Annotated in this window: 15 protein-coding genes; 5 read left to right on the top strand and 10 right to left on the bottom strand. The window is 60.3% G+C overall.

All coding sequences use genetic code 11. The features are described from left to right. Positions 1 to 240, bottom strand: coding sequence for a DUF1161 domain-containing protein (locus tag GH769_RS25030; protein ID WP_020301418.1), 240 nt, complete (start codon positions 238 to 240; stop codon positions 1 to 3). Positions 241 to 452: 212 nt separating this feature from the next. Then, positions 453 to 884 (bottom strand): OsmC family protein, encoded by a 432-nt coding sequence (locus GH769_RS25025; protein ID WP_003187311.1) that lies wholly within the window; start codon positions 882 to 884, stop codon positions 453 to 455. A gap of 218 nt (positions 885 to 1,102) precedes the next feature. Between GH769_RS25025 and GH769_RS25020 the strand changes: the two genes are divergently transcribed. Next, positions 1,103 to 2,104 carry an LLM class flavin-dependent oxidoreductase gene (locus tag GH769_RS25020; protein ID WP_014716309.1) on the top strand — a complete coding sequence of 334 codons (1,002 nt, stop codon included), beginning with the start codon at positions 1,103 to 1,105 and terminating at the stop codon, positions 2,102 to 2,104. A gap of 137 nt (positions 2,105 to 2,241) precedes the next feature. On the opposite strand, the gene GH769_RS25015 is transcribed toward GH769_RS25020, so the two are convergent. Both GH769_RS25015 and GH769_RS25010 read right to left on the bottom strand, forming a co-directional pair. Then, positions 2,242 to 2,469 (bottom strand): DUF1161 domain-containing protein, encoded by a 228-nt coding sequence (locus tag GH769_RS25015; protein WP_014716308.1) that lies wholly within the window; start codon positions 2,467 to 2,469, stop codon positions 2,242 to 2,244. A gap of 116 nt (positions 2,470 to 2,585) precedes the next feature. Then, positions 2,586 to 2,801, bottom strand: coding sequence for a dodecin (locus tag GH769_RS25010; RefSeq protein WP_005783406.1), 216 nt, complete (start codon positions 2,799 to 2,801; stop codon positions 2,586 to 2,588). A 157-nt stretch (positions 2,802 to 2,958) separates the two neighbouring features. Between GH769_RS25010 and GH769_RS25005 the strand changes: the two genes are divergently transcribed. Next, on the top strand, positions 2,959 to 3,285 hold the full coding sequence (locus GH769_RS25005; protein ID WP_003187304.1) for a YqjD family protein: 327 nt from the start codon (positions 2,959 to 2,961) through the stop codon (positions 3,283 to 3,285). An 8-nt stretch (positions 3,286 to 3,293) separates the two neighbouring features. Here the strand turns inward: GH769_RS25005 and GH769_RS25000 are convergent, their stop codons facing one another. Continuing rightward, on the bottom strand, positions 3,294 to 4,190 hold the full coding sequence (locus GH769_RS25000) for a LysR family transcriptional regulator (protein WP_019816921.1): 897 nt from the start codon (positions 4,188 to 4,190) through the stop codon (positions 3,294 to 3,296). Positions 4,191 to 4,298: 108 nt separating this feature from the next. On the opposite strand from GH769_RS25000, the gene trpB reads away from it, so the two are divergent. The 3 genes from trpB to GH769_RS24985 all read left to right on the top strand — a co-directional run bounded on the left by trpB (position 4,299) and on the right by GH769_RS24985 (position 8,182). Next, positions 4,299 to 5,525, top strand: a complete 1,227-nt coding sequence (gene trpB / locus GH769_RS24995) for a tryptophan synthase subunit beta (protein ID WP_014716306.1) — start codon at positions 4,299 to 4,301, stop codon at positions 5,523 to 5,525. Further along, the gene (trpA, locus tag GH769_RS24990; protein ID WP_014716305.1) at positions 5,525 to 6,334 is read left to right on the top strand and encodes a tryptophan synthase subunit alpha; all 810 of its coding nucleotides are present in this window, start codon (positions 5,525 to 5,527) and stop codon (positions 6,332 to 6,334) included. The genes trpB and trpA overlap by 1 nt, the downstream gene beginning before the upstream one ends. A gap of 189 nt (positions 6,335 to 6,523) precedes the next feature. Continuing rightward, positions 6,524 to 8,182, top strand: coding sequence for a BBE domain-containing protein (locus GH769_RS24985; protein ID WP_032901549.1), 1,659 nt, complete (start codon positions 6,524 to 6,526; stop codon positions 8,180 to 8,182). A gap of 32 nt (positions 8,183 to 8,214) precedes the next feature. On the opposite strand, the gene GH769_RS24980 is transcribed toward GH769_RS24985, so the two are convergent. The 5 genes from GH769_RS24980 to GH769_RS24960 form a co-directional block, all read right to left on the bottom strand. Continuing rightward, positions 8,215 to 9,519: an MFS transporter gene (locus GH769_RS24980; RefSeq protein ID WP_032901548.1), complete on the bottom strand. Its 1,305-nt coding sequence runs from the start codon at positions 9,517 to 9,519 to the stop codon at positions 8,215 to 8,217. A gap of 162 nt (positions 9,520 to 9,681) precedes the next feature. Then, on the bottom strand, positions 9,682 to 10,830 hold the full coding sequence (dgoD, locus tag GH769_RS24975; protein ID WP_003187297.1) for a galactonate dehydratase: 1,149 nt from the start codon (positions 10,828 to 10,830) through the stop codon (positions 9,682 to 9,684). 48 nt (positions 10,831 to 10,878) lie between these two features. Then, complete coding sequence (locus tag GH769_RS24970; protein WP_014716302.1) at positions 10,879 to 11,499, bottom strand: 2-dehydro-3-deoxy-6-phosphogalactonate aldolase; 621 nt, start codon at positions 11,497 to 11,499, stop codon at positions 10,879 to 10,881. Position 11,500: 1 nt separating this feature from the next. Then, positions 11,501 to 12,460 (bottom strand): 2-dehydro-3-deoxygalactonokinase, encoded by a 960-nt coding sequence (locus tag GH769_RS24965; RefSeq protein WP_014716301.1) that lies wholly within the window; start codon positions 12,458 to 12,460, stop codon positions 11,501 to 11,503. A 176-nt stretch (positions 12,461 to 12,636) separates the two neighbouring features. Further along, positions 12,637 to 12,963, bottom strand: a complete 327-nt coding sequence (locus GH769_RS24960) for a DOPA 4,5-dioxygenase family protein (protein ID WP_014716300.1) — start codon at positions 12,961 to 12,963, stop codon at positions 12,637 to 12,639. Positions 12,964 to 12,984 lie beyond the last annotated feature (21 nt).

Below are 12,984 nucleotides of genomic sequence, written 5' to 3'. Positions count from 1 at the left end.
TCAGTCGTTGTTCTTTTGATAGATGATGCGCTTGGTGCCGCTTTCGCATGAGCCGACAATCATGGCTTCGTCATGGTTCTTGGCTTCTTCGGCGGTGATGATTTCCAGGGTGTAGGACGGAATCGCCTTGGCCTGGATCTTCACTTCGATTTCTTTCCTGAGCTCTTCACAATCTTTTGGCGCGGCCACGGCCGAAGTGGCCAATACACCGCAGATGATTGCCAAGGCAAAACGTTTCATGTGTGGAGCTCCCTGAATGCGCTGCGCACGAGTGTGCGCCTAGGCTGCATGGGCTATTCGACCACATTTTGCAAACACGAGTTCTAATTTAACGCAGCACCAAAAATGTGAGAGCGGGCTTGCTCGCGAATACGCAGTATCAGGCACCGAAGATATCGGCTGATCCACCGCATTCGCGAGCAAGCCCGCTCCCACACAAGATGACTGCTGTGTCAGTTGACCAGCGTGGCATCCAAGGTGATGGTTGCATTCAGCACCTTGGACACCGGGCACCCTTCCTTGGCCTTTTTGCTCAGTTCATCGAACTGCGCCTGGCTCGCGCCTGGAATTTTGGCCTTCAGGATCAGATGCACTGCTGTAATCGCAAAGCCGCCCTCGACCTGGTCCAGGGTCACTTCGGCCTGGGTGTCGATACTGTCAGCCTTGAGCCCGGCGTCGCCAAGAATCATGGAAAACGCCATGGAGAAACAGCCGGCGTGAGCCGCGCCGATCAATTCTTCAGGGTTGGTACCCTTGCCGCCCTCGAAGCGGGCCTTGAAGCCGTAGGGCGCTTCGCGCAGCACGCCGGTTTCGGTGGAAATGGAGCCCAGGCCAGTCTTCAGGTCACCTTCCCAATGCGCGGATGCCTTTTTAACGATACTCATAGCTTTCTCCTCGAACGGTGGTTTTGCGTCGGTAAGGGTTCTGAGGATAGACGCCGCGGCAAAGTTCACTTGTAAGAAAAACCTAGTGATTAAGTAGGAAATTTGGCGGTTACTATTGAATCTCGGGTATATGCCCTCATTGCATAGGGTATGCACATGCAGCGGCAGGTTTTGGCTCGTTTAAAAAAGCCTGTGCGCCCAATTGGAGAAGCAGGCTTATGAAATCGCTGTCCGACGTAAAATTCTCGACCCTTGACCTCGTGCCCGTGCGCGCCGACGGCAACCCGGCGCAGTCCCTGCGCAATTCCCTGGACCTGGCCCAGCATGTGGAGAAGTTCGGATACCACCGTTTCTGGGTAGCCGAGCACCACAATATGGACGGTATCGCCAGTTCGGCTACCTCGGTACTGCTCGGTTACCTGGCAGGCGGCACCTCGACCATTCGCGTGGGTTCCGGCGGGGTGATGCTGCCTAACCACGCGCCACTGGTGATCGCCGAGCAGTTCGGCACCCTGGAAAGCCTCTACCCTGGCCGTATCGACCTGGGCCTGGGGCGCGCCCCCGGTTCCGACCAGATGACCGCCCGCGCCCTACGCCGTGAGCGCTCCGGCAGTGCCGATGACTTCCCCGAAGATGTGGCCGAGCTGATGGCCTACTTGGGCCCGCGTACGCCCGACCAACGGGTTATCGCGGTACCGGGCACCGGCACCAATGTGCCAGTGTGGCTGCTGGGTTCAAGCCTGTTCAGCGCGCAATTGGCCGGTGAGCGTGGCTTGCCTTACGCCTTCGCCTCCCATTTCGCGCCGCGCCTGATGCACGAAGCAATTCGCGTGTACCGCAATCACTTCAAGCCTTCGGCGGTGCTGGACAAGCCCTACGTGATGCTCGGCATTCCGCTGGTGGCCGCGGACACCGATGAGCAGGCCGATTACCTGGCCACCTCGGTGTACCAGCGTATTCTCGCGTTGATGCGCGGCCAGAGCCTGGTGCAGCGCCCTCCAGTAAAAACCATGGACGGCCTGTGGTTACCTCACGAAAAAGACGCGGTGGGCAGCTTCCTCGGCCTGGCCATGGTGGGCAGCCCGGCGAAGATTCGCGGCAAGCTGGAGGTGTTGATCGAGCAGACCGGCGCTGATGAGCTGATTTTTACCAGTGACCTGTATGAGCACGCCGACCGGATTCATTCCTACGAGCTGCTCGCACAAGTGATGAAGGGCTGAATGGTAAAACGATATACCTGTGGCGAGGGAGCTTGCTCCCGCTGGAGTGCGCAGCGCTCCCATTTTTTTGGGGCCGCTACGCAGCCCAGCGGGAGCAAGCTCCCTCGCCACAGGTGCGTCGCTTATACAGCACGAGGTTAGCCGCGCTTGTAGGCAATTTCCTTGGTGCCACCTTCGCAGGTGCCAACTACTGTGTGGTCACTTGGCGTAGCACCTTTGTCCACCACTTCCAGCGAATACCCCGAAGCACCCTTGGCGTCGATTTTCGCTGCGATTTCGCTTTTCAGCTCTTCACAAGGCTTGCCCGCCGCCATAGCGGTACCCGCAATGCTCAACAACCCTACCGCTAACAGAAACTTCTTCATCCGTTACTTTCCTTGCGCTGATCAAAAAGAGCGTGCCGACGCTCATCGCGTCGGCACCCGTTGTTTGTAGCGCAGGTTATGGCAATCGGCCAGCGGGCAAAGTTCAACTCTGCCGATCAACTACTGGCAATGCGGAATCCCACTTTGAGCGTGACCTGGAAGTGTGCAGCCTTGCCATCCTTGATGTGACCACGGGTTTCGGTCACCTCAAACCATTCCAGATGCTTGATGCTCTTGTTGGCTTCGGCCAGGGCATTGTTGATCGCGTCTTCGATGCTGGTGGTGGAAGAGCCTACCAGTTCGACTTTCTTGTACGTGTGATGATCACTCATGGCGTTTCTCCTTTAGGTCGTCAATCAAGACTAGCAGCGAATGTGCGTACTGCTTCAGGCGACCGTTGGGAGGCGAAAGTTCAGAATTACTGCACTTTCTGAAACCGGCGCAGTCGGTATCTACACACGCCACTCAATCACTTCAGGAGATGTCCACATGGCCAACACTTCTTTACGCAAAGCGTCGCTGGAAAGCATGGAAGCCGAGATTTCGAGCCTGCTCAAATCTCTGGAGAGCCTCAAGGACGACGCGTCCGATGAGTCGCGCAAAACGCTGAAGGCCTTGAAGAGCAATGCCGAGAACGCGCTCAAGCACTCTCGCCATCTGATCAGCGACGCCTACGAAGAAAGCAAAGTCAAAATCCGCGAAACCAGCGCTGCCACCCGTGACTACGCACAAGAGCACCCATGGACGACCGCTGGCGTCGCCGTGGGCGCGCTGGGCCTGCTGGCGGCTTACCTGCTGTGCAAGCGCGGTGACTGATTGACCGGTTACACCGGTTGACGCAACAGCTCAGCCTTGAGCCATTGCGCCAACTGCCCGGCGCGCCCGTCTGCGGCGCGCTTGGGTAGCCACAACGCCAGGTGCGCCGGGGTTTCACTGAACCCCCACGGCGCCACCAGGCGACCCGCTCGCAGGTCCTCTGCCACCAGCGGTTCTGGCGCAATTGCCACTCCCAAGCCGGCAACCGCCGCTTCCAGTAAATAATACAAATGCTCAAACCCCTGGCCGAGCTTCAGCGCACCGGGTTCGATGCCGTGTTGCCGTGCCCAACTGGGCCAGGCTTGCGGCCTTGACGTGGTGTGAAGCAAGGGTTGCTCCAGCAGTTCCGACGCTGGGGCCTGACGCAGGTGTTCAAAACCGGCGAAGCGGGGGCTCAAGACCGGGCCGATACGCTCGCTGGCCAATTCATACACTTGCATGTCCGCCGGCCAAGGCGGCTCAGCGAATACCAGCAGGGCATCCAGCCCCGGACGGCGCGGGTCCAGATCGCCTTCGCCCGCCGACAGGTGCAGGCGTAAATCCGGCAAGTCGGCATTCAACCGCCCCAGCCGAGGGATAAACCAACGCGCCAGCAAGCTGCCTGAACAGCCAAGAACGAAGGGCGCATCAGCGCCGCGTTGGGTGAGTTCGGCGCACACGTCGCGCAACCGCTCAAAAGCCTCGCTGCTGGCATCTCGTAGCCTGACGCCAGCATCTGTGAGTTTAAGGCCGCGTCCATCCTTGACGAACAGGCTCACGCCCAAATGCTCCTCCAGTACTTTCAATTGCCGGCTGACAGCACCGTGGGTCACGTGCAATAGCTGCGCAGCCTGGCTGACGCTGTTAAGGCGAGCAGTGGCTTCAAAAGCGCGCAGGGCATTAAGGGGCGGGAGATCACGACTCATCTGTGAGTTTTCCTGACAGGTTACGGCGATCTTATCGGTTTTCAGGCCAGGGCGTCACGAGTAGAGTGACCGTCATTGCCTTTAAACACATTTTTCCTGGAGCGTCCCATGACTCAGTCCCAGACCGATCTACGCAACGGCCCCGACGCCAACGGCCTGTTTGGTGCGTTCGGCGGCCGCTACGTCGCTGAAACCCTGATGCCGTTGATTCTCGACCTGGCCCGTGAATACGAAGCGGCGAAGGTAGATCCGGCGTTTAACGAAGAATTGGCCTACTTTCAGCGCGATTATGTCGGACGCCCAAGCCCGCTGTACTTTGCCGAACGCCTCACCGAGTTCTGCGGCGGCGCCAAGATCTACCTCAAGCGCGAAGAGCTCAACCACACCGGCGCGCACAAGATCAACAACTGCATCGGCCAGATCCTGCTGGCCCGGCGCATGGGCAAGAAACGCATCATCGCCGAGACCGGCGCCGGCATGCACGGCGTGGCCACCGCAACTGTGGCGGCGCGCTTTGGCCTGCAATGCGTGATCTACATGGGCACCACCGACATCGAGCGCCAGCAGGCCAACGTGTTTCGCATGAAGCTGCTGGGCGCCGAGGTCATCCCCGTGGTCGCCGGCACCGGCACCCTCAAAGACGCCATGAACGAAGCCCTGCGCGACTGGGTCACCAACGTCGACAGCACCTTCTACCTGATCGGCACCGTGGCCGGCCCACACCCATACCCGGCGATGGTGCGCGACTTCCAGGCAGTGATCGGCAAGGAAACCCGCACCCAGCTGCAAGCCCAGGAAGGCCGCCTGCCGGACAGCCTGGTGGCGTGCATCGGCGGCGGTTCCAACGCCATGGGCCTGTTCCACCCGTTCCTGGATGACACCAGCGTCGAGATCATCGGCGTTGAAGCCGCAGGCCATGGCATCGAAACCGGCAAGCACGCCGCCAGCCTCAACGGCGGCGTCCCGGGCGTGCTGCACGGCAATCGCACCTTCCTGCTGCAGGACGACGACGGCCAGATCATCGACGCCCACTCGATTTCCGCAGGCCTGGACTACCCCGGTATCGGCCCGGAACACGCCTGGTTGCATGACATTGGCCGCGTCCAATACACCTCGGTAACGGACGACGAAGCCCTGGAAGCCTTCCACAAATGCTGCCGCCTGGAAGGGATCATTCCTGCCCTGGAAAGCGCCCACGCCCTGGCTGAAGTATTCAAGCGCGCGCCAAACTTGCCCAAGGATCATCTGATGGTGGTCAATCTCTCGGGCCGTGGCGACAAAGACATGCAGACCGTGATGCACCATATGGAACAGTCCAAGCAGGAGAAACACTGATGAGCCGCCTGCAAACGCGCTTTGCGCAACTTAAAGAACAAAACCGCGCCGCCCTGGTGACCTTCGTCACCGCTGGCGACCCCGGCTATGACACCTCGCTGGCGATCCTCAAGGGCTTGCCGGCCGCTGGCGCCGACGTGATCGAACTGGGCATGCCCTTCACCGACCCGATGGCCGACGGCCCGGCCATTCAACTGGCCAATATCCGCGCGCTGGCCGCCAAACAGAACCTGTTGAAAACCCTGCAGATGGTTCGCGAGTTCCGCCAGGACAACAACGACACGCCGCTGGTGTTGATGGGCTATTTCAACCCGATCCATAAATATGGCGTGTCGCAGTTCATTGCCGATGCCAAGGCAGCTGGCGTCGACGGCCTGATCGTGGTGGACATGCCCCCCGAGCACAACGGCGAGCTGTGCGACCCGGCCCAGGCCGCAGGCATCGACTTTATCCGCCTGACCACGCCGACCACCGATGATGTGCGCCTGCCTACTGTGCTCAATGGCAGCTCCGGGTTTGTGTATTACGTGTCGGTCGCCGGTGTCACCGGGGCGGGCGCCGCCACTCTGGAACACGTCGAAGAAGCCGTGACCCGCCTGCGCCGTCATACCGACCTGCCGATCAGCATCGGCTTTGGTATCCGCACACCGGACCAGGCAGCGGCCATCGCACGCCTGGCAGACGGGGTGGTAGTGGGTTCGGCGCTGATCGATCACATCGCCACGGCCAAGAACGACCAGCAAGCCATTGATGGCGTATTGACCCTGTGCGCGGCGCTGTCGGAAGGTGTTCGCAACGCACGCAAGTAAACTGCACGGCGCAACAACCGCAGCTCATACGCTAGGCTTCAAAGGAGGTGGGCATGTCGCCCACCTCCTTTTTTATCGCACTTCGTGCCCTTTGCCGTCTAACCACCTTCGCAAGTCCTGCAGTCCTTGCCCCTCGGTCGTTAAGTTAGCCGCATCAGAAGTCATTCTTGTCTCTTTAAGGAGTACATCATGGCATTTGATCTCGTCACGGTTTCAGACCGTCGTCACTCAGCCCTACAAAAAGGCTTCAACCTGCGCTGGCCCTTGGGAAACGTGCAGGGCCAGTCGTCGACCAAGGGCGCCAATCTGATTTACCTGTGCCGCAGCCCGCAAGACATCATGGACGCCGCCGCCCAGGCATTGGCCCTGCCCAATGGGCGCATCACCGTACGCAGCGGCGGTCATTGCTACGAAGGGTTTGTCGCCAACAAGATGCCCGACAGCCCGAATGAGGTGCTGTCGATCCTGGATATCAGCGCGCTGAACCGAGTGGTGTACGACGCCAGCGGGCAAATCGGCTCAGAGCTGAGCCCGACGCAGCCCTTTCGCTACCGCTTTCGCCTCGAGGCCGGCAGCCAGGCCTGGGACAGCTATAGCGCGTTGTACAAGCAAGCCAACAAGACCCTGCCCGGCGGGTCATGTTACTCAGTGGGCCTGGGCGGGCACATTTGTGGTGGCGGCTACGGGCTGCTGTCGCGCAAGTATGGACTGGTGTGTGACTGGCTCAGCGGGGTCGATATCCTGGTGCCTGACAGCCAAGGCAAAGGGCTCGAACCGCGCCATGTCAGCCGGGACAGCACGCAACAGGACGAATTGGACCTGTTCGCCGCGTGCTGCGGTGCGGGGGGTGGGCAATTCGGCATTATCACCAGCTATTACTTCGAAGACCTGCCACCGGCCCCCAAAGAAGTACTGTGGCTGGTGTTGGAATGGGATTGGTCAGTACTGACCCAGGATGCACTGAACAATCTGCTGGCGGCTTACCAGCTATGGTTTGCCAGCCATCAGAACAACCCGGACACCTGGGGCCTGGCGACCAAACTGGAAATGCGCCACGAGCACACAGGCAATATCACCCTGGGCATCCATTATGTGGACAAGGAGGGTGAGCTGAACGACCTTGCGCCCTTCGATGATTTTGTCGACAAGATGCTCACGGCCATCGGCTTACCTGCCACCGAGTCGCTGGTGCCGTTTCATGTGGTCCATTTGCCGCCTGGCACAGTCGGCGGGCGCCCCATCGACTCAGTGTCATCCGCCCAGGCTGCGGCGCGGCGCCTGGATTGGCTGGCGTGCCAGCAAACATTGAATGGTTCGGGAGACAATCAGCGTGGGCGCTATAAATCGGCCTATCAGAAAGGTGAATTCAGCCCTCACGTATTAGAGGCCATCTGGCGGGCCTTGACCTGGCCAGACCCAGACAACCACCTGACACAAAGCCTGATCCAGATCCAGTCCTTCGGCGGCCAGATCAACGCCGCCAGTGCGCCCGTACGCAAGGAGTCGTCGGCCGCCCAGCGGTCGTCCTTCCTCAAGTGGCAACCCCAATGTTACTGGCACGGCGACAGCGCCGCTGCGGACCAAGTCCATGCTGACTGGATCCGGGGGCTGTACTTCAACGCGTTTGCCGACGCTCAAGGCGTGCCGCTCAACGATGCGTTCGAAGGCTGCTACATCAATTACCCCGACCTCGACATGACTTACAAAGGGGGTAACCCGGCCAACGGCAAAAACCCCCAGTGGTACAAAATCTTCTTTCCCGATCTGATGATCGAAAGCCGCTTGCGCCGTACCAAGCAGCGCTGGGACCCGCACAATATATTTCGCAACGAGATGTCGGTGCCGTAGAACAAAAAAAGGCGACCCGAAGGTCGCCCTTTTTACAGCTCGATCCGCTCGACTTTGCCGACCAGCAATATGTAGGAAAGCGCACCGAGCAACGCCAAGACCGCGATATAGGTGATGGCCGGCGCAAACGATGAGCCACTGGCCAGAAAGCCAATCACGATAGGTGTGGCAATCGCCGCCAGGTTGCCAATGAAGTTGAACACCCCGCCGGTCAGCCCCAGCAGACGGGCAGGCGCCAAGGTCGACACCAACGACCAGGTGATCGACGCCAGGCCATTGCCGAAAAACGCCACCGCCAGAAACGCGATGACCCACCCCGTCGATTCCACGTAGTTGGCCCCGATGATCGCCGTGGAAATCAGCAGCCCGCTGATGATCGGTAACTTGCGCGCAAAGCCCACTGACGCCCCACGCCGAATCAGCCAATCGGAAAACACCCCCGAACACAGCACGCCCACAAACGCGGCCAGGAACGGCAAGGAGGCCAGCAAGCCAGACTGGATAAAGTCCATGCCGCGATATTTCACCAGGTACGTCGGGAACCAGGTCAGGAAGAACCACAGCGTGGAGTTCAGGCAAAACTGGCCCAGGTAGATGCCCCACAGCTTGCGCTTGCTCAGCACGATGCCGAGGTCGGCCCAACTGAAGGGTGCCTTGACGGTTTTAGCCTGCATGTCCACCAGCCCGCCACCGTCGCGGATCAGTTGGACTTCGGCTTCGTTGACGCCTTTGAAATCCTTGGGCTCGCGATACACCGCATACCAGATCGCCGCCCACAGGATGCCGATGCCACCGGTTACCACAAACACCATGTGCCAGCCGTACTGGTGCTGCAGCCACGCCAACACCGGGGTGAGGAACGCCAGGCCGACGAATTGCCCGGAGGTATAGACGCCGATAGCCGTGGCGCGCTCACGCTCGGGAAACCAGGTGGTGACCACACGGCTGTTGATGGGATAGGCCGGTGCCTCCAACGCACCCACGGCCATGCGCAGCACAAACAGCGCGATAAAGCTGGCGGCGAAACCGAGCATCACGGTGGCAATCGACCACAGCAGCAGGGCTGCCGTGTAGAGAATGCGCGGCGGCACTCGATCTACCAGCCAGCCACCCGGGATTTGCATGGCCGCGTACGTCCAGCCGAAGGCAGAGAAAATCAGCCCGACTTGCACCGGGTCGATCCCCAGCTCGCTGGTCAGCGCGGGCGCGGCAATCGACAGGTTGCTGCGGTCGAGGTAGTTGATGACCACGGTGATGAACAGCAGCACCATGATGAAAAAGCGCTTTCTGCTAGGCGTGACTAAAGAAGCCTGCCCGGTGAGGGATTCAGGGTGCATGGGGGGTGCCTCTTTTTATATTTGTTGAGGAAGGAACGCGCTCAATGTGGGAGCTGGCTTGCCTGCGATGGCGGCATGAATGGCACCGCTGCGGTGACTGGCCCACCGCCATCGCAGGCAAGCCAGCTCCCACATTTTTAGCGCGTTTCAATCAAGTGGAAATCACCACTCGGCAAAACTGCCATCGGCATGGCGCCAGATCGGGTTGCGCCAGCGATGGCCGATGGCCGCGCGCTCAACCACATACTCCTCGTTGATCTCAATGCCCAACCCCGGGCCGTTGGGGATCTTCACAAAGCCCTGGTCATAGTCGAATACGCCCGGGTCTCGCACGTAGTCGAGCAGATCATTGCTTTCGTTGTAGTGAATACCCAGGCTCTGCTCCTGGATAAACGCGTTGTAGCAAACCGCATCCAATTGCAGGCATGCCGCCAAGGCAATCGGGCCCAGTGGGCAGTGCAGGGCCAAGGCCACGTCGTAGGCTTCGGCCATGTTGGCGATCTTGCGGGTTTCGGTAATCCCACCGGCGTGGGAGGCGTCCGGCTGAATGATGTCGACGTAGCCTTCGCTGAGCACCCGCTTGAAATCCCAGCGCGAGAACAGGCGCTCGCCCAGGGCGATCGGCGTACTGGTCAGCGGCGCCAGTTCTTTCAGCGCTTCGTAGTTTTCGCTCAGCACCGGCTCTTCAATGAACATCAGTTTGTATGGGTCGAGCTCTTTCATCAGCACCTTGGCCATCGGCTTGTGCACGCGGCCATGGAAGTCGACGCCGATACCCACGTTAGGGCCGACCGCATCGCGCACGGCAGCGACGTTGGCCAGGGCCAGGTCGACTTTTTCGAAGCTGTCGACGAACTGCAATTCTTCGGTGCCGTTCATTTTTACCGCCGTGAAGCCACGCGCTACGGCCTCTTTGGCAGCACGGGCGGTGTCGGCGGGGCGGTCACCGCCGATCCATGAGTACACGCGAATCTTGTCACGCACCTGGCCGCCCAGCAGATCGCTGACCGACACACCGAGGGCTTTGCCCTTGATGTCCCACAACGCTTGGTCGATACCGGCGAGGGCGCTCATGTGCACCGCGCCGCCTCGGTAGAAGCCGCCGCGATAGAGCACGGTCCAGATATCTTCGATATTGCGTGGGTCTTTGCCGATCAGGTAGTCGGACAGTTCTTCCACGGCGGCGGCCACCGTGTGAGCGCGGCCCTCGACCACCGGCTCGCCCCAGCCGGTCACACCCTGGTCGGTTTCGACCTTGAGGAAGCACCAGCGCGGCGGAACGATAAAGGTCGTCAGTTTGGTGATTTTCATCTCTTGTCTCTCTTATAGATGCAGCGCCTGTGGGCGCGGAATATGCTCTCAGCCGAGGGCTTTCCAGGCGGCGACATAAGCCTGGGCACGGCTCGCAACCTGATCCACTGTCATGCCCGGCTTGAACAGCCCGGAACCCAATCCGAAGCCCTTGGCGCCGGCGTCGGTAAACACCTGCATGTTGTCCGGGGTGATGCCGCCCACCGGCAGCAGCAATGTGCCCGCCGGCAATACCGCCAGCCATGCCTTGATCACTGAAGGGCCCATCTGCTCGGCCGGGAACAGCTTCAACACATCGGCGCCTTCGGCCAGTGCGGCAAAGGCCTCCGTAGGCGTGGCTACCCCAGGCGACAAGTACAGGCCCGCCGCTTTAGCGGCACGCAGCACCTTGGCATCGCTGTGGGGCATGACGATCACCTGGCCTCCGGCGGCCTTGACCTGTTCGACCTGCTCAGGCGTCAACACCGTGCCGGCACCGATCAGGCAATCGGCGGGCAAGCTGTCGCGCAGGATGCGGATGCTGGTGTAAGGGTCTGGCGAGTTGAGCGGCACTTCGATCACGCGAAACCCCGCGTCGTACAGCACTTGGCCGACCGCCTGGGCTTCGTCGGGGCGTAGGCCGCGCAGGATGGCGATCAAACCGTTTTGTGCGAGTGCTTGCTTGAGCATGTCAGGCCTCCAGTACAGGTCGAATGAGCCCGGCGGCTTGCGCCAGTTGCCACAGGCCACGCTCGGTGGCTTCTTGCGCCAGGCTGACGTGGGCAAATCCGCAAAGGGCGAGGGCGCGTTGATAGCGGGCGCAAAGTGCAGCAGCGCCGACCAGGATGATCGGCTGATGTTTGGCCGAATCTGGCAAGCCGGCGAGCTCATGGCCGATGAGCAGGCCAGACAGGTAATCGGGTTGCTGGTCGGGCGCCAGCTGCGCGGTCAGCCCAAGGGTACGGGCACTGAACAGGGTCGAAAGTACGCCACGCTGACCATCGTTGGACAGCGCCACGCGCACGCCTCGATCAAACGCCTCGGCCTGGAACTGCTCGCTTGCTTGTTGGGTACGCCCCAGAATGCTGTGCTTGCTCAACACCGCAAACACTTCGCCAGTCATGAAGGTATCGAAATGGGTAATGCGGCCTTCCACCACCTCGACCCACTTGGAATGGCTGCCGGGCAGGCCGATCAACACCTGGGGCCCTAGCCCTTGCAGTACGCCGAGCACTTGGGTTTCTTCGCCACGCATGACATTGGGCAGACCCACTTGCTCGATCACCCCCGGCACGATATGCACCTGCACCCCACGCAGGCTGCGTATGCCATGCAATGCCTGGCCGAGACTGGCGACATCCACGGGCGTGCTGCGATAGGCCGCCTCGCTCCAACCCTGTGCGCTGCCGACCATGCCGCAAGCGATCACCGGCAGCTCGGGCTGGGCATCAAGCCAATCGCCACAGGCGCTATCGAACGCCAGTTCAAAGCCGTCAGTGCACAGCACACCGGCTATTTCCCGGGGCTCTGTGGGCAAATGCATGATGCCCCAGGCTTGCGAGCGCTGTTCCAGCACAACCCCCGCGGGGCCGAGTTTGTAAGCACGAAGGGAGCTGGTCCCCCAATCGAGCGCGATCAATTGCGCCTGCATCGCTTCACCTGAAATGAGTGGGTGCTGAAAAAAGCAGATGGGCGAATATAAACCTAGGGCGCGGAATATCTCAATATATAAATATCAATCCCATATAATGAGACAAGACAAGATTAATCCTACAACTCATCCTGTTTTTACTTAGGGAAAGACGCAGGATTATCGGGTAGGAAAGGCTAAAAAATAGACAGGTCCAGTTCGCGCATCGCACCCATCCAGATGGCGTAATCGGTGTGGTCCTTGAGGTCGTCACCGGTTTCAGGGTGCAGGAACACCACCAGACCATTGCGATGCAGCGCCAGCCACGGCAACACCACGCCGATATATTCCGGCTCGAACGCCAACTGGCAACTCCAATCCGGGTGCGGGCCCACGGGCCGCTCGTGCACGCGGCCCATGCGCAGCGGGAACAACTTGGCGGCGTCTTCACAGAGCGTGCGCGCCTGCTCGATCGTGCTGGCATCGAAGTAGATATGGGCGTGGTAGCCCTTGATACGTTGCATGGCAGACTCCGGTTACACTGT

This window comes from Pseudomonas sp. CFSAN084952 (assembly GCF_009648855.1).
Lineage (GTDB): Bacteria > Pseudomonadota > Gammaproteobacteria > Pseudomonadales > Pseudomonadaceae > Aquipseudomonas > Aquipseudomonas paracarnis.
This window is presented reverse-complemented; position numbering and strand designations above follow the sequence as displayed.